The organism is Rummeliibacillus stabekisii (genome assembly GCF_007988965.1).
Taxonomy (GTDB): Bacteria; Bacillota; Bacilli; order Bacillales_A; family Planococcaceae; genus Rummeliibacillus; species Rummeliibacillus stabekisii.
This window is the reverse complement of the sequence record NZ_BJVD01000002.1, coordinates 39,200-61,524: the sequence shown is the minus strand read 5'-3', so window position 1 is coordinate 61,524 and position 22,325 is coordinate 39,200. Positions and strand designations below refer to the sequence as shown.

Here is a 22,325-nt window from a genome sequence, read left to right as displayed (position 1 = left end):
TTATATAATAGACAGATTTTGGTGGTGAAAAGAAATGAGCAGAGTGAGACTACGTGATTTAGGTATTAAAATAGGGAGATTTCAAACCGGAAAACATAATTCGATAACAGATGTTTCGGGAGTGAAGGTGGGACATGTTACCCTTTCCTATAATAATGAAGACGGACATGCCATTCGAACAGGGGTAACAGCTATCCTGCCTCATACTGATTCTCTCTTCGAAGAAAAAGTTTTAGGGAGCTCATATGTGATTAATGGATTTGGCAAGACGGTAGGGACCATCCAGCTGCAAGAATTGGGTGTAATTGAAAGCCCCATTATGCTAACAAATACGCTATCTGTTCCGGCAGTCTTAGATGGAACCATTCGTTATCTTCTCAGGCAAAATCCGCAAATTGGCGATACAACCGGCACTGTCAATGTCATTGTAGGAGAGTGCAACGATGGGTATCTGAATGATATTCGCGGCATGCATGTTGCACCAGAACATGCCATTCAAGCAATTCAGAATGCTGATAGTGGCATGGTGGAAGAAGGATGCGTTGGTGCGGGGACAGGTATGTCTTGCTTAGGTTATAAAGGAGGCATTGGGACAAGCTCAAGAGTGGCCTCCTTTGGGGATAATCTGTATACAGTTGGAGCTATAGTCGTGAGCAATTTTGGCGAAAAAAAGGATTTGCGCATACCGGGTGACGGTCAATTCGTGAAAGAGGAAGAGAACAAAGAAAGAATGCCGGATGGTTCTATTATGATTGTCCTTGCAACAGATGCTCCTTTAAATGAAAGGCAATTGCAGCGATTAGCGAAACGCGCTGCCTTTGGTCTTTCAAGAACGGGGTCTTATGCATCCCATGGAAGCGGAGATATCGTTATTGCCTTTTCCACAGCGCATCGTATTCCTCATAAGCTGCCACCTAACCAGGAATGCAACACATTTCACTTTTTACGAGAGGATGGTCAGCTGATCTCGCAACTTTTTGAAATGGCGGTGGACACTGTGGAAGAAGCTATTTGGAATTCTATCTGTAAAGCCACCACTACCAAGGGTAACAAGGGAAAGGTGAAAGAGGAAGTTCCTTATGAAGTTTTAATGGGGCTTAAAGGATAAGGGGTAATTCATAACTATCATGTTTTTATCTTTTTGATACAGTATATCGAAGTCTTCAATCTTAAAAGATTGAGGGCTTTTTTTGTATTTACTTCTACTCGTCGGCTGGTATATGTACTTTATCTAAATATCATAGAGAGTGCAAACCTATCAATTATACTATTTCTATTCACTTCAATTAGGCCTCAATAATTAACTATTGGAATCCTACAAAACAACTATAATAATCTTTCAATGAACAAAAAAATATTAAAAATCTATATCTCTTGGTTGAAAACCTCCAATTTATGTCGAAAAACAATTTATTAATAATATAAAATGTTCAGAATATTTCTATTTAACATTATAAACATAGGTGATATAATTCTTTTACCTAGCTTGCTAACTTAGAATTTTCACACAAAAGAGGTGCTCATATATTCAGAAAAGGGGAGAATAATTTGGACAAGAATAAGCTGTTTAAAAAGGGTATTACAGTTGGATTAGCATCGGCATTATTAGCATCTAATATGTTGATGATGGCAGGTCACGCAAAAGCAGAGACAGAAACTAGCACTGATTTTGACAAAGTGGAAGTTAGCAATCTCGTTAAGGACTTGGCAAAAGAAACAAAGGTTGATCGAGATGCAGAGTTTGAAGATAATCAGAAAGTCCGGGTCATTGTTGAATTAGAGGGCGCTCCAGCCATTTCCTATGCCCAAGACAAAGGCGTGATGTATAAAGAATTGGCACCTAAAACACGCCTAAAGCTGGAATCTGATATTAAAGATGAACAAAAAGATTTCTTAGCAAACGTTAAAAAGCAAAATATTGGTCTTACATTAAATAATTCATTCACGACCGTATTGAACGGTGTCAGCGGTGAAATGGAATATGGAAATATTGAAAAACTAGAAAAACTGCCGGGCGTACTTAGTGTAAGTATTGCAACAGAGTATGAACGGCCAAAAGAAAAGCCTGATATGGTGACTAGTAAAGAAATGGTTGAGGCACAGCAAACATGGAAAGACGGCTATAACGGAAAAGGTATGGTTGTCGGCATTATTGATACAGGGATTGATTTTAAACATAAAGATATGAAACTAACAACAAAAGAAGGAGAAAAATTATCCGAAAATTCTACCAATGACCTCATCACAAAGAATAGTTTACCAGGCAAATTCTACACAGATAAGGTTCCTTATGGCTATAACTATGCAGATAAAAATGATGAAGTACTAGATCTTGGACCAGATGCATCCATGCATGGAATGCACGTCGGTGGTACGGTCGCAGCAAATGGTGATGAAAACAATGGTGGCGTACAAGGCGTAGCACCTGAAGCGCAATTATTAGCGCTGAAAGTATTCGGCAATGACCCTGCTATGCCATCAACGTTTGGAGATATCTATATTAAAGCAATTGACGATGGAATTAAGCTTGGAGCAGATGTATTGAATATGAGCTTAGGATCTACTGCAGGGTTCGTAGATGATACTAACCTTGAACAAAAAGCAGTTGATAATGCGGTGAACAATGGCATTGTTATGTCCATTTCTGCTGGTAACTCGGATAACATCAGTGGTGAATTCGACGGTGCGCCATTGGCAACAAACCCAGATATTGGATTAGTTGGTGCTCCTTCTGTTTCTAAAAGCTCACTATCAGTTGCCTCAATGGAAAATAATAAGATTAGTCTAGACGAATTTGATATAAAAATTGGCGATGAAACAATCAATGTACCATACAAAAAACAATCGTCTCCAGATCCTTTAGAAGTGTTTGGTAACAAGGAAGTAGATGTTGTATATGTAGGGGATGGAAGTCCTGCGCAATATAACAACAAAGACGTAAAAGGTAAAGTGGTGGTTGCAGTTCGTACAGCAACTAATCCTAACTATGGAGAAATCCAAGCACAAGCTGAAAAAGCAGGAGCAGTAGGTGTCATCGTAAGAGGGCATGTATCTCACGGTGATTATGTCAGCATGGCATTAAATAATCCAACTATTCCACTTGTTTCACTTGCCCAAAGTGAAGGGAACAATTTGGCTGCAAAATTACAAGCAGCAGGTGGTAAAGGAAAAGTAACATTTACAGGTAAGCAACAATCTGTTGTAAATACTGCAGCTGGTAAAATGTCCACGTTTACCTCATGGGGCGTAACGCCAAGCCTTGAGATGAAGCCTGAAATCACTGCTCCAGGAGGACAGATTTATTCTACATTAAATAATGATAAATACGGACTGATGAGTGGTACATCGATGGCGGCTCCTCATGTATCAGGTGGATCAGCATTAGTTCTTCAACGCGTAAAAGAACTATTCCCAGATTTAAAGGATGCGGCTAAATCTAAGATGGCGAAACTGTTGTTGATGAATACAGCTAAACCTGTTGAAGATCCGGATAATGGTGGAATCTACTACTCGCCTCGTCGCCAAGGAGCAGGAATTATGCAGCTGCATTCTGCTGTATCAACACCTGTGTATGTAGCGAAGAAGGGTACCAATGAAGGTAAAGTAGAATTAAAAGAAATCAAAGATGATTCCTTCTCATTCACTCTAACTGCAACTAATACAAGTAATGATGATCTTGAATATGAGGTGAAAACATCATTACTGACAGATTCAGTGACAGGAGGAAAGCTTGATTTAAAAGAGCAAAATATTGCTGATGAAGCGAAAATTACTGTAGATACACCTAAGTTTACGTTATTCGGAAATGGCACTAAAGATATTACTGTAAAAGTAAATTTAACTAATGCCAAAGAAAAATTAGAGAAATTAATGAAGAATGGCTACTTTGTAGAAGGCTTTGTGAGACTAGTAGGTACTGATAAAGAAAAGGCAGCACCTGAGCTGACAGTTCCTTTTGTTGGATTCAAAGGAGATTGGAACAAAGCTCCAATACTAGACAACATGATTTATGAGGATGGATCTTATCTAGAAACTTCCTTCATGGTTGATGAAAAAGGAAATGCACTAGGCGAAAATGCGCTGACAGGCGACTTAAGCAAAAATGCAATTGCTATCTCACCTAATGGTGATAAGCAAAAAGATTCTGTTACCCCAGTTCTTTCTTTCCTTCGTAACAGTAAATCTGTTGAGTATAGTATTGTGGATGAAAGCGGTAAGGAATTAAGGAAATTAACGACTAGAGGTGCACAAAGCAAAAATTATAAAGCCACAGCACCGTATGTATACAATCCAAGCAGAACAAACTGGGATGGCTATATCAGAAATGAAAAAGCTAAAGACGGCAAATACTTCTATCAAGTAAAAACACAAGTTGATTATGAAGGTAAAGAGCCACAGGTTACAAAGATTCCAGTAATTGTTGATACGGTAAAACCTGAAATTACTAATGCTTCATTCAGTAGCAATAAAGGTCAACTTTATTTTGAAGCAACAGATATGGCAGGTAGTGGATTGCAATATATTCAAATCCTTGTAGATGGTAAAAATGCAGGCTATTTAGATGGATCTAAAGCAAAAGCATTTAAAGTACCTGTGAGCAATGTAAAGGATAAATCAACTATTCAAATTGTAGCTGTAGATAATGCAAATAATATTGCATCCACAACAGTTACAAATGATAATACTATTCCTTACATTGTCACTACTTCACCAGAAGCCCTTGGTGTCTATGATACAAAGTCAATGGCTGTAACTGGATATGTTGAAGATGCTTCAAAAATTGAGGAATTAAAAGTTACCGGTGATAAATTGGAAGGCGGCGGTATCGAAATTCCTGTAACGTACAATAAAGTAACGAAGCGATATGACTTTAATACGCAACTGACATTTACTGAAGATGGCGTACATGATATTTTCTTCTCTGGTAAGGACTCAGTCGGAAATAAAATTGAGTTTAGAAGACAGGTTATTGTGGATACAACACCAGCGGAACTGAAGGTGGAAGGTATTCCTGATAATAATATTGTAGGAAAAGATGAAGAGAACCCAACACTAAAGATAACAGCTTCAGATAACTATGATGATCTGCGTCTTGTTGTGGATGGCAATGAAGTTTACAATCATGAATTCGATGAACCATATGAAATGAGAGCATTATCTCATTCGTATGATTATAAGCTAGATTTAAAAGAAGGCTCGAATAAAGTTGTGGTTGAAGCTACTGATTTATCTGGGCATGTGACAAAGAAAACGATTGTCATCTACAAAGGTCAACCAGAAAATGGATTTATCACAAATTATGATTTCGGTCCAACAGAAGAAGTTAGCACTGAAAATCCAGCTACTTTAACTGCTGAAGCAAATGAATCAGTTAAATGGGAAGCAAAAGTTACTGACCCAACCGGAAAAGTAATTGACTTAAAGCCTGGTGAAGGAAAAGAATACACTTCAACTTTCACACCAGATGAGTTTGCACCAAATGGTGAATACACATTAGAATTTGGTCCAGAAGGAAGCGAAAAACAAGTAGTGACGTTTACAGTTGCTAACTATCCGATTGTCATTGAAGGGCAAACCAAGAATACAAAAGGAAAAGCAGTAGAAGCTGTGACAGAAGATGGCGTCTTGAACATCGTTGCCAACTTCGCAAACCGCGGTGAGGTAAAACAAAACGCGCAAGTGTTAGTTCAAGTGAAAGATTCCAAAGATGAAGTGGTCATTTTCAAAGTGCTTAGCCTAGATGAATTCAAAAAAGCTTCTCGCGGAAGAGTTGGAGTAGATATTCCTCTCGAATCACTTAAAACAGGTGCTTATACTGCAGAGGTATTTGTTTGGGATAGCCTAGAAAACCCAACGCCATTGGCACAAACAAGCACAATCAACTTTGATATCAAATAATAAGGAACAGTTGAAAGGGAGGAGTATTCCTCTCTTTCTATTCATAAGGAGGGTCAATAATGAAGAAAAATATAGTCGTCTTTATGACTTCACTAATCTTATGTTTAAGTATTGTCATTCCGGCTTATGCAGCAAATATTGTAGTATCTTTTAATACAGATAAATCGGATTATAAAACAGGTGAAAAAATCTTAATAACGGGAAAAGTAATGAAAGATGAAGAACCAGGTTTAGGTACAAAACCTGTTTTATCAATGGTAGATTCCGATAGCAATCTAATCCAAATCTATCAGTGGAAAGATGGAGAAATACAAACAGATGGTAGTATTCATACAAGCATTGCGTTAAATGAATCATTAACAGATGGAACTTACAAACTTAAATTAACTGCAGGGGGCGTGTCAGATACCCATGAGGTTAAGATAACCAAGACAACTCAGCCACCATCTACAGGAGGAGGAGACTCAGGGACAACACCACCATCTACAGGAGGAGGAGATTCAGGGACAACACCACCTCCAGTTGTTACACAGCCTGGAAACCCTGGAGATACAACAGATCCAGTTCTGCCCGTTCCGGTACCCGAGTTCAGCCCAATCACATCAGAAAGCTTAGTTATTAAAGGAACGGCTTCTAAAAATACAAAAATCGAAATTACAGACAAAAAACAATTACAATTTGAGACTAATACACAAGATAACGGCGAGTTTACATACCAGTTATCCCAAAAGTTAGAGGCAGGAACAGTATTATATGCGAAAGCAAGAGATTTAAAAAGCGGACAAGCTAGTGATGAAGTAACAATAACAGTTCTTGATAAAACAGCACCATCTGTACCAACAGTAAAAAAATTCAGCGATAAAGACAAAGTGGTATCAGGCAAAACAGAAGCACGTGCTACCATCATTATCTATAAACAAAGCAAAAAAATTGCGACAAATAAAGCTGATTCTAAAGGCAGCTTTACAGTGAAATTAGCTAAACAAAAAGCTGGTACTACTTTAATTGTTAAATCAGTAGATGAAGCTGGCAATAGCAGTAAAGGTGCCAAAGTAAAAGTGTTAGACAAAACAGCGCCTAACAAACCTACTGCTAAAAAGGTAACAGCGAAAACAACTAAAATAACAGGCAAAGCAGAAGCAGGATCTAAGGTGTATGTAAAAGTTAAAAACAAAATTATTGCTAAAACTACAGCAACTAAAAAAGGAACATATACATTAAAAATTAAGAAACAAAAAGTTAAAACAGTCCTAGCTTTCTATGCAAAAGACAAAGCAGGCAATGTAAGTAAGGCAAAGGTAGTCAAAGTTGTTAAATAGTATCTTTATTATTCGCATTCTTAAAGTCTTCGATCTCATAAGAGGTTGAAGACTTTTTTGTTGGGATTAAAGTAAAACTTATGATTCATCCAATTAAAGTGTTACCATATTACTAATTTAAAATATTTAGAATATTTCGGTTGACGGAATATATGTACTTCTGTATATTTATTAGCAATATTCAAAATTTATTACTATTCATTTAAAAAGAATAGATGATAAGGGGGGAAAGGTATGACAAATAATACGGCGCCAAAGGTTGTAGACATACGAGAGGCAAAAGCTGGGAAGAAGCCGAAAGAGATTAATGTCTTTGCTCTTTTATTAGGATTGTTAGCTATCTGCGTAATATTGACGTATATTATGCCAACTGGAGAATATGAAAGGGAAATGATCGATGGCAGGAGTATTGTGAAGCCTGATTCGTTTCATTTTATAAAGGCTGAACCAGTTGGGTTTATGGGCATCTTGGGTAGTATCCCTGCTGGGATGGTCGATGCAGCTTCAATTATGTTTTTCCTCTTAATTATTGGTGGTGCATACGGCGTGCTGAATTCGACGGGTGCTGTTGAGGCTTTCATTGTAACGATGACTCGCAAGTTCGGCTCAAAAGAGAAATTACTCATTCCCGTTTTGATGCTATTTTTTGCATTGTTAGGCTCATTGCTTGGGATGTATGAGGAAACACTTCCTTATATTCTGATTATCACTCCGCTGATTGTAGGGCTAGGATATGATGCGCTTACAGGTCTTGGCATTGTGTTAGTCGGCGTATCTGCAGGTTTTACGACGGCGATTATGAATCCATTTACTGTAGGGGTAGCACAAGGAATAGCTGGGCTTCCGCCATTCTCGGGGATGGGCCTTCGGATTGCAGCTTTTGTTGTTATGTACATAGTATCTGTAATTTTTGTTTATCGGCATGCGATGAAAGTGAAACAAGACCCGTCCTTAGGGGAATATGGAACAATTCAACGTGAACAAATTGACCAGCTATTAAAGTCTGATATTACATTAACACGCAAACATAAATTGATTCTCGCTTGCTTTGTTCTCAATTTGATAATCCTAGGAGTGGGCGTTGTAAAATTTGGCTGGTTTATAAATGAAATTGCCGGAATGTTCATTATATTTGGCATAGCAATTGGGCTCATTGCCCGCTATAACACCAATACATTAGTCGATGAATTCATGAAAGGTTCTCAAGCACTCATTTATGGTGCCATGATTATTGGTGTTGCAAGAGGCATTGTGATTGTGCTCGATCAGGGACACATCATGGATACCATTCTGTATTATGCCTCTACTTTAATTAAGGACCTGCCTCCTTCCTTTGCGGCGATTGGCATGATGGTTTTCGATTCGCTGCTCCATATAGCGGTTCCTTCCGGCAGTGGGATGGCTGCTCTAACAATGCCGATTATGTCTCCGCTATCTGATATTATTGGTGTTACCCGCCAAACGGCTGTACTTATATTCACATTTGGCGATGGCATATTCAATATGATAATACCTGGCATAGCTGTAGCAGGGGCGGCCTTGGTTGGCGTTTCTTATATTCGCTGGTTAAAATGGCTGTTCCCATTGGTGCTCGTGCAATATGCAGTAGCCATCGTGTTTGTCATTATCGCCTATCTCACAAAATATGGACCTTTTTAAGGATATACAAATAAAAAAATGAGGTGTTCTAAATGAATGATACGAAAATAGAAAATGAAGTAGCAAGAATAGATCAATTAATTGAAGAAAAACGAGACAAGCTGATTGGCGTCAGCGATCAGCTTTGGGAATATGCTGAGACTGGATTTGAAGAATGGAAGTCTGCCGATCTCATTAGCAAGGTGCTTGAAGATGAAGGATTTCAGGTGGAGAGAGGGATTAGCGGCATTGAAACAGCCTTTGTGGGAAGCTATGGAAGCGGCAATCCTGTGGTGGCGATTTTAGGTGAATTTGATGCCTTGACTGGTCTAAGCCAAAAAGCAGGATCGACCAAACAGGAAGAGGTTGTGAAAAACGGTAACGGCCATGGCTGTGGACATAATTTGCTTGGTACTGGGTCGCTAGCCGCAGCGATTGCTCTTCGTCAATTAATGGAAGAAAACAATTTACCAGGTACTATACGGTATTATGGATGTCCTGGAGAAGAAATCGGGGGCGGTAAAATCTTCATGGTTCGAGAAGGCGTGTTTGATGATGTCGACTTTGCCTTAACATGGCACCCAGAAGCTCATAATAAAATTTGGTCTTCTCGCACACTCGCATGCTATGAAGTGAATTTCCGCTTTACAGGCAAAAGTTCTCATGCTGCAGCAAGTCCTTATTTAGGGAGAAGTGCGTTGGACGCGGTAGAGTTAACAAGTGTGGGAGTGAATTATTTAAGAGAGCATATCATTCCAGAAGCAAGGGTTCACTATGCGATCACCAATACAGGTGGAGTGTCGCCAAACGTGGTTCAATCAGAAGCGGAAGTATTGTACTTTGTTCGTGCGCCAGAAGTAAAACAAACACATGAGATTTATGAGCGGGTCTGCGACATTGCAAGAGGAGCTGCTCTTATGACAGGCACCGAGCTTGAGATTGGTTTTGATTCGGCCATGTTCAATTATATTCCCAATACAACGTTAGAAGCCGTTATGCAGGAAAAATATGTAGAACTTGGCGTACCCGAATTTGATGAAAAGGAAATACAATTAGCAAAAGAAATTCGAGATACACTAACAGATGCAGAAAAAGAATTTGGTTTGCAAAATGTGAAAGAGTTAAAAGGAAAAGAACTCGCTGATATTGTGGAGCCACATGTGGAGGACAAAGAAGTCATGCCTGGTTCTACAGATGTAGGCGATGTCAGCTGGATTGTTCCAACAGCCCAATGCTATGCTGCCTGTGCAGCAATAGGTACCTCTTTGCACTCTTGGCAAATGGTCTCACAAGGCGGGTCTTCCATCGGCCACAAGGGAATGCTGCATGCAGGAAAAGTGATTGCTGCTACTGCCGCTGAAGTGATGAAGAGACCAGATATAATCCAGAAGGCGAAAGAAGAATTGCTTGAACGTCTTGATGGAGAAAGCTATGTTTCACCTCTTCCAGAGGACTATAAGCAATATAGAATCCGTAGATAATTAAATGGATTCTACTATTGATTTTCCGCACAAAGAAAAACCGTGATGTTATCAACATATCACGGTTTTTTAGTGTGATTGAGATGACTAGGGGTGTTCCTAGGAATCAGTCTTTTCTACTAATTCCCATCCAGTATTCCTCCCAAATAATATCAAGTCGTAGATAGAATTCCTGCTCATCATAATACTGTGACTCTAAGAACAAACCATTCATTAAGCATTGGAAGGCAGTTGTCATGTCTTCACTTTTTCCTTCTCTAACCTCTTTGTTGCGTATAGCTTCTTCAAAGACAGCATTAATTGCTTGTCGTTCTATTGCAATAAGTTTTTGGAAGCTTTCTGTGATTTCGCTTTGTAAAATTTCAGGCGGGAAGAGCATCAGCCTTCTAAACAATTTCATTTTTCCAGCTTCAGATAAATGATATTCTGCCGCGGTTACTAACAATCCATACAGCTTATTTTTGGCGTATCCATTCTTCAATTGTTCTAGCATATCCTGCAGATGCTTATGATGCTCATCAAGTATCTCTTGATAGATATGCAGCAACACATCTTCCTTTCCCTCAAAGAATGCATAAATAGATGGAGGCTTTATGCCAACAGCATTTGCAATATCCTTTAAAGTTGTTCCTTCATATCCTTTTATGGCAAATAGTTCTGTAGCCGCTTTCATAATGTTAATTTTTGTCGACAATCTATTTCCTTCTCCCTCTTGATTACCTAACTAATATTAGGTAGTATATATTTTATTAAACTTTATATTATCTGAATATTTCATATTAATTTAATTATTTGTAATATAACTGGAATATTCACGCAAAAAGGGGTGGTTTTAAAGTTAATCTAGCATTGCATGAAAAGAATTCTAGCCTTATCACTTTAAGTATAAATGAAAAAGGAGAGCAGACAATGAAAATTAAAGTAATCATGCCTATTATTTCAGATGTATTTTTAGAGGAAACGAAAAAGGAATTTGATTTATATGGTGCGGCTAACACAGAATTTGGGGTTTGCAGTCTAGATTATGGTCCTGCATCAATAGAAAGTGAATATGATGAAGCATTTAGCGTGCCGAATTTGCTAGAAAAAGCTAAGGAGGCGGAAGAGGAAGGCTATGATGGAATTATTAGCGATTGTTTCGGAGATCCCGGAGTGAAGCCTGCCAGGGAGATACTAGATATTCCTGTCGTTGGGCCATGTGAAGCAGGAATGCTATTTGCGAGTTCATTGGCCAAGTCCTTTTCAGTCGTGTCGGTGCTACCGAATGTGGTGCCAATGATTGAGAATATCAGCAAGACTTTAGGTGTGCACGGGAATCTAGCATCCACTCGATATATTAATATTCCTGTATTAGAAGTTCATGAGAAGGAAAGGTTGAAAGAGGCCCTATTCGAAGAAATGGTGAAGGCAATAGAACAAGACGGTGCACATGCAATCGTACTTGGATGTACAGGCTTTTTGGGCGTAGCAGCAGAACTGCAAGAGCGCCTTAGGGAAAAAGGTTATGAAGTCCCAGTGATTGATCCGGCCTTTGCTGCCACAAAGATGCTAGAAGGTTTGATAGAGATGGGTGTGAAACAAAGTCGTTTGACATATATGACGCCACCTTCAAAACAAAGAGTAAAGATGTAATAGAGTTTAGTTCCTATGAGTTAGAGCTGAGTAGAGGAGAAGAGGCAAATGGAAAATAAACAAAATGCAATGGATGATTATTCACTATCTCGCGTACCGCAATCAGCACGACAATCATTATGGAATGTGTCGATTGTACGTGTTGGATCAATGGCAACGATATCCTCATTTGTGATCGGGGCAGCATTAGGATATGGCATGACCTTTTGGCAAGCCTTTTGGGCAACGATGTTCGGCAGTGTCATTTTAGAAGTAATTAGCCTTCTCCTAGGATATGCAGGAGCACGTGAAGGTCTTTCCACGAGTCTATTGTCAAGATGGACGGGCTTTGGCCGTTATGGGTCAAGTATTATTGGTGCTGTTATTGCGATTTCCACAATTGGCTGGTTCGGTGTACAGAACTCCGTTTTTGCAGAAGGGCTAGTACAGGCAAGCCATGGGAAATTAAGTCTCCCTGTTGCGGCTACACTAACGGGACTTGCTGTTACGGTTCTCGTGATTTTTGGATTTAAATTATTAAGCGCGACCGCGACAATCGCTGTGCCTGCATTTCTAATCGCTGTAGCCTTTGGGATTTATCAGGTCCTTAAAGATCATTCCATTTTTGAACTAATGAGCACGGCTCCTGCTGGTGAAAAGATGACCATGGGCGTAGCAGCAACAATGGTCGCCGGAGGATTTATTATCGGAGCAGTCATCACACCGGACTTTAGCCGTTTTGCTAAAAGTGGAAAAGACGTCTTTTGGATGACGATGATTGGAACTGTTATTGGCGAACTTTTTATTAATATGATTGCGGTTTTGATGGCACTTGCTGCTAGAACAAATGACGTGGCGAGCATCATGATGCAAACATCTGGCTGGCTAGGCGCATTAGTAGTCGTTTCATCAACGATCAAGATTAATAATTTGAATTTATATTCTTCATCACTTGGTTTTACAAACATCTTTGATTCAGTATTTAAGGTTAAATTAAATCGAGGAATTGTCACATTGGTTATTGGGATTATTGGAACGCTGCTTTCCGTTCTAGGCATTCTTGATAAATTCGTGGATTTCCTTGTCTTGTTGGGCGTTCTGATACCGCCAGTTGCCGGTATTATGGTGATTGACTATTTCATATTAAAAACCAATCGCCAGGCACTTGATGAGAGCAGAGAAGAAGGGACACTACCAGTGGTGGGTGAAAAGCTAAGTCCGATTACACTTATCGCGTGGGCAATGGGTTTTGCTGCAGGTTACTTTGTCACTCTAGGGATTCCATCTATTAATTCTCTTGTGGTAAGTGGAGTAGTTTATTACATTGGGAAATTAGCTACGAGATCGAGTGCAAATAAACATATTGAAAATGAGAAACAAGTGGCATAATAAAAAATCGGAATATTCGGGAGGCTTTTTAATGAGGAAAATAGGCAAACAACAAATTGAAGATATTGCAGTTGGCGCAGCAATGCTAGGAACAGGCGGTGGAGGTGACCCATATATCGGAAAGCTGATGGCACTGCAGGCAATCGAAGAATACGGGGAAGTCACACTTTTAGATGTAGAGGAAGTACCAGACGACGCTTTAGTAGTGCCATCCTCCATGATGGGGGCACCAACAGTGATGCTGGAAAAAGCGCCAAGCGGTGAAGAGCCTATTTTGGCTTTTAAAAACCTTGAAAACTATTTAGGGAAAAAGGTGTATGCCACATTCCCAATAGAAGCAGGCGGTGTCAATTCTATGATTCCATTTGCGCTTGCTGCCAAACTAGGCATTCCTGTCATAGACGCAGATGGAATGGGTCGAGCATTCCCTGAATTACAAATGGTCACTTTTTATCTAGATGGAATATCTGCTACACCTGCCATACTCGCAGATGAAAAAGGTAATACAACTTTGTTATCTACGGTGGATAATGTGTGGACAGAAAGAATTGCTCGTGCTGTCACTATCCAAATGGGCGGATCCGCTATGACTGCGATGTATTCAATGACTGGCAAGAATCTACGCGACAGTGGCGTGAAAAATATTTTAAAACTGGAAGAGGAAATCGGTAGAACGATTAGGCTCGCTAAGGAAAAGAATGTAAACCCAATCCAGGAATTATTGAAGCAGATTGATGGTTATGAATTGTTCAACGGCAAAGTTAGCGATATCAATCGCAAAACAGAATCAGGTTTTGCGAAGGGGATTGCAACATTTGAGGGACTTCATTCATATAAAGGGGAAACACTGCAGCTACATTTCCAAAATGAACATCTTCTTGCCAAGACAGACAATCGCTTACTTTGTGTTACCCCGGATTTGATTGCGGTGCTTGATGCAGAAACAGGGCTACCTATCACAACAGAAGGCATTCGATATGGATCAAGATGTGTCGTCATTGGTATACCATGCCACCCGAAATGGAGAACGGAAGAAGGAATTAAGGCTGTCGGTCCAAGGTACTTTGGATACGATGTGGACTATGTACCTGTAGAAGATCTTGCGAAAAAAGGAGTGCTATCATAATGAGTATTTATCGTATAGGAATTGATGTAGGCGGAACCCATACAGATGCCGTTTTGCTAGACCAAAATAATACTGTATTGTCAGAGACAAAATCCCCTACAACTGAAGATGTGGCAACAGGCATTTATAATGCAATGCACCAAATTATTACGCAAGCAAACGTACCTCGCGAGAAAATTAAATATGCAATGCTTGGCACCACTCATTGCACGAATGCCATAGTAGAAAGAAAAAGGTTAAATAAAGTAGCTGCCATCCGAATCGGAGCTCCTGCAACTTTATCAGTGAAGCCACTGATTGGTGTTCCTGATGACCTTCGGGAAGTACTAGGGAAACATGTTTATCTCGTGCGTGGAGGTCATGAATTTGATGGCAGGGAAATTGTTCCTTTAGATGAAGACCATATATACCAAATAGCTGAGGAGATTAAGGGGAAGGTAGATTCAATTGCGATTACATCAGTGTTCTCACCTGTATCCAAATCGCATGAAGAAAGAGCAAGCGAGATACTTCGAGAAGTGCTAGGCGAACATATTCCTTTATCACTATCCTCTGAAATTGGTTCAGTAGGACTGTTAGAAAGAGAAAATGCAACAATTTTGAATGCATCCGTTGTGAATGTGGCAAAAACAGCAGCCGACGGATTTATTAACGCACTGAAAAGCGAAGGAATAGATGCGAAAGTATTTTTCGGACAAAATGACGGGACACTAATGTCTATTGAATATACAGTCAAGTACCCTATATTTACTGTAGCGTGCGGTCCGACCAACTCATTACGAGGGGCTTCTTATTTAAGTGAACTCACTGATGCAATTGTCGTAGATGTTGGGGGCACAACATCCGATGTGGGTGTTTTAGTACAATCCTTCCCGCGAGAATCGTCTCTAGCAGTTGAAATTGGTGGTGCTAGAACCAACTTCCGTATGCCTGACCTTGTGTCGATAGGACTTGGAGGAGGGACAGTGATTCGTACCCAAGATAATGGAGATTTCACGATTGGACCGGATAGCGTTGGGTACAAATTACAGGAAAAGAGCCTTGTCTTTGGAGGAGATATTTTAACGGCTACAGATGTTGCTGTAGCTCTAGGCAAAGTAGAGATCGGTGATTCTGCTAAGGTAGCACATTTAGATAAGGAATTGTTGAATAGAATGTACACGAAGATGGTGTCACTTGTAGAAGAAGCCATTGATAAAATGAAGACGAGCGCAGATCCAGTACCTGTAATTCTTGTAGGAGGAGGTAGCGTATTGTTGCCGGAACAACTGGAAGGTGCTTCAGAGGTAATCCGTCCGAAGCATTCAGGTGTTGCCAACGCAATCGGTTCAGCTATCTCACAAGTAAGTGGCCAAATCGAAAAGATTTATTCTTTAGATGAAATAGGAAGAGAAAAAGCATTAGAGCACGCAAAACTACAAGCTAAAACAGAAGCGATTAATGCGGGGGCAGCTGAAGAAAGCTTGGTCATCGTAGATGTGGAGGATGTTCCACTTGCCTATATGCCGGGAAATGCAACACGTATACGCGTAAAAGCTGCTGGTGATTTGGCACAATTTGAAATGAAAGAATTGGTGTAATTTTAAAGTTCCATTTATAATTTAGCAATTGATCAACAGACGTTCCATCTTCTTAGGGGGATGGAATATCTTTGGAATTAATGATGAGTATCATTGTAATTGTGTAAAGAGGAGGGCGCTGATTCCTGCAGATACAGTTCAAGGTGTCATAAACACAAAAAAATACACCTACTTTTTAGTAGATGCTATAACTATTTTTGCATAATCAAGATAATTGGTGAAAATCCCATCAACTCCTAAGCCAATGACTTTCTTGGTAAGTTTTTTTTCGTTGTTAAAGAAAAAAGTATACACAAGTAAATTATTTTTATGGAGAAGTTTAATTAAATTCTTATCAGCAATTTCAGCATTCATACCAACACCTGATGAGTATTCTCTCCATTTTTTTATCTTTTCACTTGTGAAATTCTCTGTGCTTTTATAGGTGTTAAGTTGAATTAAAGGAATCTTAGAATCAAGTTTATGTACCTTTTTCAAACTGCTTGCAGAAAAAGATTCAATTATTACTTTACTTTTTATCTTTTTCTTTTTCATAATATCAATGAGTTTACTTTCCATCAAAGTTTTATGATCTACTAATCTAGTTTCGATATAATAATTCGTTTTGTCTCCATATTTATCGAATATTTCCTCTATAGTTGGTACCCTTTCTTTACTATACTTCTTATCAAACCAACTACCTGCATCAAGTTCTTTAATCTCTTTTAAAGTTAAACTTCTTACATCCCCTTTACCATTAGTTGTTCGATTAACTGTATTATCATGAATTGCAATTAAACGATCATCTTTTGTCATTCTTAAATCAATTTCGATATAATCAGTACCCAAATCAACAGCTTTATTGTATGCAGCCAATGTGTGTTCCGGGGCCATAGAAGATGCACCACGATGGGCCAGAATTAACTTCTTATCTTTTCCTTTCACGGAATTGACATCTGTTGTTGACTCACATGCAATTAAAATCATTCCTAAAACAGAAGCACCCAAAATTTTAGACAGTTTATTCATTACTTCACTCTCCTGGTAGGCTTTTTAAATTATTAATTTTAATAATAATATTGTTCCTGCATGTGAACAACGTAGATTTCATTTTTTATGTGAAATTTTTATACTTGCTACATTTTATAAAGTAACCGATAAATTCAAATGCCTAACTCTAAAAATAAAGGAACATTTTCTACAAAGGTTCTGGCGCATTCGCTGTTTTTTGTTTCTTTGCTTTCCGAGCCCACGAAAGGATGATAGCTATGATTAAGGCGAGCCCTAGGTAGCCCATAGTAGAGTAGACTTTTCCGACAAGGGTGGTAAAGCCGACAAGGCTTGCGCCGAATCCAAGTAAACCAATCACAACAATAGCAGGCTTGAAGTATTTTTTTTCAGGTTGTACGAAACGAACGGTGAAAGCATAGAACATGCCGACCGCAGTGTTATACATCATGCCAAGCAGGGCAATTCCCATTAGCACTCCAACAATGGGGTGGATTTGGGCAGCTAATTCAAGTGTTGGCATGTCAACACCTTTGATCACATCGATCTTTACAAACATCGCAATATTAATAAGGATAATTAAGGCACCCAACATAATCCCGCCATATATCCCACCCATACCTGCGACTTTGCGGTCTTTAATCGTTCCGCCCATCACAATCAACAAGGCGGCTCCAGCTGCGATATTATAGGAAACATAAAGCAGTGCACCCAGCACCCAATTAGAGGCAGCGGAACCTTGCTCTTTAGCGATTGTGTTGGCATCAGCTAAGGAGAGATCCATCGTAAAAATAGAATAGATTAATATAATGAAAATAATCGCCATTAAATAGGGAGTGATAACAGCGATCAAATTGATGATATTCTTTATATTCAGCAATAATGTTAGGATGGTGGCAGCGACCATAATCAAACTGCCTATTAATGGAGGAATGCCGAACATTTGATGGAATGTTGATCCAGAGCCGGCAAACATGACAACCGCTACACCGAATAAAAAGAACGTAATTAAGACATCTAAAACAAATCCGATATACCGACCGCCAATATGATAAATCACTTCTTTATGTGAAGAAGTTTGTAAATCTGAGCCAAGCTGAGCCAACATATAGCCTAGAAATGTAAAGGCGATAGTTGCAAGAATTCCACCGACGGTTCCCCAGAGACCAAAGCTTGTAAAGTACTGCATGATTTCCTGGCCGGAAGCAAATCCGGCTCCTACAATCAATCCAACGAAAGCGGCGCCAATCTGTAAACTTTTCCTCATACATTTCCCTCCATTATTTGTAATGTTTTTTGACAACAGTAAAGGATTCCACAGCCTCACGGTCAATCTCATAGCCTATTCCAGCAGCCTGCGGCACGTTGATGTAGCCATTTTCGGATACGACTTCAGGCTTGATAATATCCTTATCCCAATATCTATTTGAGCTTGCTGTATCTCCAGGTAACGTAAAATTCGATAATGTTGTTAAAGCCACATTATGTGCACGCCCAATGCCTGATTCGAGCATGCCGCCACACCACACAGGAATGCCGTTTGCTTCACAGTAATCATGGATTTTCTTGGCTTCGGTTAATCCGCCGACACGTCCGATTTTAATATTAATAATTTTTGTACTCCCAAGCTCTACTGCTTTTCGTGCATCTTCAAGCGAGTGGATGCTTTCATCTAAACAAATCGGCGTTTCTAGCAATTTTTGCAGCTGTGCATGGTCAATAATGTCATCTGACGCTAAAGGCTGTTCAATCATCGTGAGGTTGAACGCATCCAGCTGTTTCAGCAATTCTGCGTCTACTAACCTGTAGGCGGAATTGGCATCTGCCATCATGGCAACATCGGGGAAAGTGTCTCGTAATATGCCCATGACTTCCACATCCCAGCCCGGCTTAATTTTCACTTTAATCCGTTTGTAGCCTTCTTTGACATAGCCATCGACTAATTCAACTAGCTCTTCAACCGATTGTTGAATGCCAATGCTAATCCCGACTTCAATTTTATCTCTTGTACCGCCGAGTGCAGAGGCAAGAGATTGATTTGTTTGTTGTGCATAAATATCCCATACGGCTCCTTCAATGGTGGACTTAGCCATATTATTTTTCCGAATAGGTGCAAATAACTCACTAACTTCATCCGGGTGGTGGATTTCCTTATTTAAAAGCAATGGAATTAAAAAATCCTCTAGCATATGCCAGTTGGTCTGCAAGGTCTCTTCGTTATACCAAGGGGAGTGGAAGGCGACTGATTCACCCCAGCCAATGGTTCCATCTTGGTCCTGCGCTTCAAGCACAAGAAAATCTCTATCTGTAAATGTTCCAAAACTTGTAGTGAAAGGATCCTTTAATTTCATTTTTAGTTGACGGATAGTGATATTTACAATTTTCATAGTTATTCTCCTCCAAGTTCTAATGTTTCTGTTTTTACAAAAATATAGTCATTATGTGTTTCATACGATTGCAAACGCACAGCCGCATAGCCTGTTTTAAAGAGGCGTTGAAATATCTTACGTGTTTGCAAGCGCCAATCTACCGCTAGTATTTGACTTTGCGCTTTGAGGGATTGAAAATCTTTCGGCACTGCAATAGAATAGGCATGTTTATTTAAGTCTTGCTCAGGGCTTGCAATAAAAACGGGTAGCTGGTCTTCATTCAGAGAAATGGTGTTCAAGGCTTTGACGACTTCTATTTGAGGCTGTTGTTTTTCAACCACATATGGACTAGTCAAATGCCAATGCACTTCAAACCGGTCTGAGGGTAATCCTTGATTAAATTTATTTTGCATTTTTCCGTAGCAATCTTCGAAGTAGGTGTTACATATGCCGTTTAGTTTCGTTAGGTTTAGGGATGCATTGCGGGTTTCAAGTGGATCATACGTCCATTTCATGATGTGGAAGCCCTTTACAATGGCCATTTCACGCTGTGCAAGTTTTAACTTTTCGCCAATACCTTGTGAACGGTAATTCTCATCAATCCCGAGCATATGAGAGCATAAATAGCTTTTTCCATTATCAAAACCAGGAAATCCATAGCTGAAGCCAACTAAATCGACTCCATCAAATGCTCCAACTATAATGCCGCCATTTTTTACAGCTGTTAAGGTTTGATGAGTCGGTATGGGATCCATATCCCATACTCTTTGTTCAAGCTCTTGAATCTGTTCCATCTCTGCAATGGTCTTCAATTCTCGAATATTCATCATCTAATCGCTTCTTTCTATTTGATGTAGGGCTAGTATTAAGGCTCTTGCAATAATTTCAGCACCTGTTGGGAGTCGCTCCTGATTAAAAGTCATATTTGGGTGATGTAATCCTGGTGTAACCCCACATCCAAGCCCAAGCATGGTTGTTTTCAAATGGGGGCATGTATAGGCATAAAAGTGAAAATCCTCACCACCTGGTGTTACAATCTCAGGAGCTAAATGATCTTCACCAACCACATCGAGGATGGCCTGCTTCATTATGTTTTTCGCGCTATCATCCACTTGTGCTGCTGCAATATGCGCATCTATCTTGTAAGTGATGACTGCGCCAAATAATGTGCTGACAGCTTCCACTACTTTGTCAAAGCCACTTGTTAATTCATCCATCGATTCATTATTTTGAGCCCGTGCATCGATGCTGAATGTGGCACTCCCAGGAATGATGTTAGTAGATGAACCACCTGCCTGAAGCTGTGTCATCTTAATAGAAGCTGATTGTTCGGGACTAATCCAAATCCTTTTTAACCCATCGATCATGGCAGCTGCTACTTCAATGGCATTCACTCCTTTCTCAGGACGTGCTCCGTGTGCTTCAAGTCCTTGGATGGTTCCGGTAAATAGTTTTGCCGCTCCGTGATAGAGTGCTGGTGAATAGGTTCCGTCCTGCAACTCGTATAGCGGTCTTACATGGGTGCCGAACAAATAGGTCAGGGAATCTACAATTCCTAATTCGGCGAGTGCCTTTGCTCCTTGCGCTTTTTCTTCAGCCGGCTGAAAAAGAATTCGAATGGCGCCTGGCAGGGAAGGGGCCATTTCTTTCAGGAGCAGCACTACCCCTAAGGCCACAGTCATATGTCCGTCGTGTCCACAAGAATGATTTGCTTTAAATTTACCGTCTACTTCTTGCCATAGTGCATCCATGTCTGTGCGGAAACCGACTTTTGGAATGCCTTCTCCAATATCAACATATAAACCCGTCATATTTTTAAAAAGATGTGGCTTCAAACCCTCTTGACGAAGGAATTCTGCAATATAAGACGTTGTTTCTACTTCATTCCAACTAGTCTCAGGGGAATGATGTAGATGTTCGAAAATCGTTTGTAGTCTTTCGGTAAATGGTTGATTCATCAGTTAAAACCACCGATCTGCAATAAAGCTATTTTTATAATCATCGTATCTTACTCGCTGATCCTGATAATATTGCGGATCAAGAGTCATCATGCCTGTCACGATAACATTTAAAAATGATATAAGAGATGGCATGAGATCAATCGTCGACAGTTCAGGCTGTTCGAGAATAAAGGAATATGAGCTGTGTTTATGGATAGGGGCTAATTTCGAATCTGTAATAGCTATGACCGTTACCCCTTGGTTGTGAAGAGTTTCTGCAATTTGAATGGGTTCCTTAAAATACCGATGCAATGAAATGACAACGACAACCGAATCCTCATCTATTTCCTGCATTGTCCGAAAGAGATCCGCCGAGTCCGTTTGAATCAGCTTCACGTTCGGCCGAAGGATATTTAACGTAAAGTGCAGCCATCTTGCCCCAAACTCTGATGCACCTCCACCCAAAATATATAGATTTTTTGCTTTATGTAGTCGTATGGTTGCCTCATTAAAATGTTCTTTATTAATTTGCTTGGCAATCCCGCTGATTTTTGTACTGTCTTTGTTCATGCCTTTTTCTACTAGACATTGGTCATTGTAGAGCTCCATTTTCGAAGAAACATAGTAACCAAGTGTACTAACAGCAGTATTGTTAAAAACATGTAAGGTAATTTTCTTTTGTAGTTCTGTATAGCCTTCAAGCCCAAGCGCAAAGCAGAAGCGAATAACTGTCGTTTCACTTGTTCCCGCCTTTTCACCAACCTCAGTAGCTGAGTGAACACTCACAAATTTGGGATGCCGTAAGACAAAGTTTGCTACCTTTTGTTGAGCTTTTGAGAGATCATGGAATTGCATCTCAATCAATTCTTTGATACTTCGTTCTTTTTCCAAGAGAAGTTTCTCCTTTTTATTGTATGTTTTGAAGTTTCAACTTCATACGAGGATAACATAAATTAATTCATAAAACAATGAATATTCAGAAATTTT

The 22,325-nt window shown here is 39.7% G+C and carries 16 protein-coding genes; 9 read left to right on the top strand and 7 right to left on the bottom strand.

Annotation, left to right across the window (positions count from 1 at the left end):
- Positions 1-34 precede the first annotated feature (34 nt).
- From RST01_RS06070 to RST01_RS06050, 5 genes are all read left to right on the top strand, one after another.
- Entirely contained in the window at positions 35-1,108 is a 1,074-nt protein-coding gene (locus tag RST01_RS06070) for a DmpA family aminopeptidase (RefSeq protein WP_147195193.1), read from the top strand.
- Positions 1,109-1,548: 440 nt separating this feature from the next.
- Complete coding sequence (locus RST01_RS06065; protein ID WP_147195192.1) at positions 1,549-5,898, top strand: S8 family serine peptidase; 4,350 nt, start codon at positions 1,549-1,551, stop codon at positions 5,896-5,898.
- A 59-nt stretch (positions 5,899-5,957) separates the two neighbouring features.
- Positions 5,958-7,217, top strand: a complete 1,260-nt coding sequence (locus RST01_RS06060; protein ID WP_147195190.1) for an Ig-like domain-containing protein — start codon at positions 5,958-5,960, stop codon at positions 7,215-7,217.
- Positions 7,218-7,451: 234 nt separating this feature from the next.
- Positions 7,452-8,876 (top strand): YfcC family protein, encoded by a 1,425-nt coding sequence (locus RST01_RS06055; protein ID WP_147195189.1) that lies wholly within the window; start codon positions 7,452-7,454, stop codon positions 8,874-8,876.
- A 32-nt stretch (positions 8,877-8,908) separates the two neighbouring features.
- Positions 8,909-10,336, top strand: a complete 1,428-nt coding sequence (locus tag RST01_RS06050) for a M20 family metallopeptidase (RefSeq protein ID WP_147195187.1) — start codon at positions 8,909-8,911, stop codon at positions 10,334-10,336.
- Positions 10,337-10,442: 106 nt separating this feature from the next.
- Here RST01_RS06050 and RST01_RS06045 read toward each other — a convergent pair whose 3' ends face one another.
- Complete coding sequence (locus RST01_RS06045; RefSeq protein WP_147195186.1) at positions 10,443-11,030, bottom strand: TetR/AcrR family transcriptional regulator; 588 nt, start codon at positions 11,028-11,030, stop codon at positions 10,443-10,445.
- A gap of 215 nt (positions 11,031-11,245) precedes the next feature.
- Between RST01_RS06045 and RST01_RS06040 the strand changes: the two genes are divergently transcribed.
- The 4 genes from RST01_RS06040 to RST01_RS06025 are packed head-to-tail and all read left to right on the top strand — an operon-like array spanning position 11,246 to position 16,042.
- Positions 11,246-11,968: an aspartate/glutamate racemase family protein gene (locus tag RST01_RS06040; protein WP_147195185.1), complete on the top strand. Its 723-nt coding sequence runs from the start codon at positions 11,246-11,248 to the stop codon at positions 11,966-11,968.
- 48 nt (positions 11,969-12,016) lie between these two features.
- On the top strand, positions 12,017-13,336 hold the full coding sequence (locus tag RST01_RS06035; RefSeq protein ID WP_147195183.1) for a purine-cytosine permease family protein: 1,320 nt from the start codon (positions 12,017-12,019) through the stop codon (positions 13,334-13,336).
- A 31-nt stretch (positions 13,337-13,367) separates the two neighbouring features.
- Positions 13,368-14,462: an S-methyl thiohydantoin desulfurase family protein gene (locus tag RST01_RS06030; RefSeq protein WP_147195181.1), complete on the top strand. Its 1,095-nt coding sequence runs from the start codon at positions 13,368-13,370 to the stop codon at positions 14,460-14,462.
- Positions 14,462-16,042, top strand: coding sequence for a hydantoinase/oxoprolinase family protein (locus tag RST01_RS06025; RefSeq protein ID WP_147195178.1), 1,581 nt, complete (start codon positions 14,462-14,464; stop codon positions 16,040-16,042). The genes RST01_RS06030 and RST01_RS06025 overlap by 1 nt, the downstream gene beginning before the upstream one ends.
- Before the next feature lie 168 nt (positions 16,043-16,210).
- Here the strand turns inward: RST01_RS06025 and RST01_RS06020 are convergent, their stop codons facing one another.
- The 6 genes from RST01_RS06020 to RST01_RS05995 all read right to left on the bottom strand — a co-directional run bounded on the left by RST01_RS06020 (position 16,211) and on the right by RST01_RS05995 (position 22,229).
- Positions 16,211-17,050, bottom strand: a complete 840-nt coding sequence (locus RST01_RS06020; RefSeq protein ID WP_244946658.1) for a glycerophosphodiester phosphodiesterase family protein — start codon at positions 17,048-17,050, stop codon at positions 16,211-16,213.
- Positions 17,051-17,219: 169 nt separating this feature from the next.
- Positions 17,220-18,296, bottom strand: a complete 1,077-nt coding sequence (locus RST01_RS06015) for a YkvI family membrane protein (RefSeq protein WP_147195176.1) — start codon at positions 18,294-18,296, stop codon at positions 17,220-17,222.
- Positions 18,297-18,309: 13 nt separating this feature from the next.
- Positions 18,310-19,416, bottom strand: coding sequence for an o-succinylbenzoate synthase (menC, locus tag RST01_RS06010; protein ID WP_147195174.1), 1,107 nt, complete (start codon positions 19,414-19,416; stop codon positions 18,310-18,312).
- A 2-nt stretch (positions 19,417-19,418) separates the two neighbouring features.
- The gene (locus RST01_RS06005) at positions 19,419-20,228 is read right to left on the bottom strand and encodes a GNAT family N-acetyltransferase (RefSeq protein WP_147195172.1); all 810 of its coding nucleotides are present in this window, start codon (positions 20,226-20,228) and stop codon (positions 19,419-19,421) included.
- Entirely contained in the window at positions 20,229-21,356 is a 1,128-nt protein-coding gene (locus tag RST01_RS06000; protein ID WP_147195170.1) for an amidohydrolase, read from the bottom strand.
- A gap of 3 nt (positions 21,357-21,359) precedes the next feature.
- Entirely contained in the window at positions 21,360-22,229 is an 870-nt protein-coding gene (locus RST01_RS05995; protein WP_147195168.1) for a MurR/RpiR family transcriptional regulator, read from the bottom strand.
- Positions 22,230-22,325: the final 96 nt, after the last annotated feature.

Coding starts and splice junctions, on each gene's coding strand:
- RST01_RS06070 (WP_147195193.1), top strand. CDS start 35: ATGAGCAGAGTGAGACTACGTGATTTAGGTATTAAAATAGGGAGATTT.
- RST01_RS06060 (WP_147195190.1), top strand. CDS start 5,958: ATGAAGAAAAATATAGTCGTCTTTATGACTTCACTAATCTTATGTTTA.
- RST01_RS06055 (WP_147195189.1), top strand. CDS start 7,452: ATGACAAATAATACGGCGCCAAAGGTTGTAGACATACGAGAGGCAAAA.
- RST01_RS06050 (WP_147195187.1), top strand. CDS start 8,909: ATGAATGATACGAAAATAGAAAATGAAGTAGCAAGAATAGATCAATTA.
- RST01_RS06040 (WP_147195185.1), top strand. CDS start 11,246: ATGAAAATTAAAGTAATCATGCCTATTATTTCAGATGTATTTTTAGAG.
- RST01_RS06035 (WP_147195183.1), top strand. CDS start 12,017: ATGGAAAATAAACAAAATGCAATGGATGATTATTCACTATCTCGCGTA.
- RST01_RS06030 (WP_147195181.1), top strand. CDS start 13,368: ATGAGGAAAATAGGCAAACAACAAATTGAAGATATTGCAGTTGGCGCA.
- RST01_RS06025 (WP_147195178.1), top strand. CDS start 14,462: ATGAGTATTTATCGTATAGGAATTGATGTAGGCGGAACCCATACAGAT.
- RST01_RS06020 (WP_244946658.1), bottom strand. CDS start 17,050: ATGAATAAACTGTCTAAAATTTTGGGTGCTTCTGTTTTAGGAATGATT.
- RST01_RS06015 (WP_147195176.1), bottom strand. CDS start 18,296: ATGAGGAAAAGTTTACAGATTGGCGCCGCTTTCGTTGGATTGATTGTA.
- menC (WP_147195174.1), bottom strand. CDS start 19,416: ATGAAAATTGTAAATATCACTATCCGTCAACTAAAAATGAAATTAAAG.
- RST01_RS06005 (WP_147195172.1), bottom strand. CDS start 20,228: ATGATGAATATTCGAGAATTGAAGACCATTGCAGAGATGGAACAGATT.
- RST01_RS06000 (WP_147195170.1), bottom strand. CDS start 21,356: ATGAATCAACCATTTACCGAAAGACTACAAACGATTTTCGAACATCTA.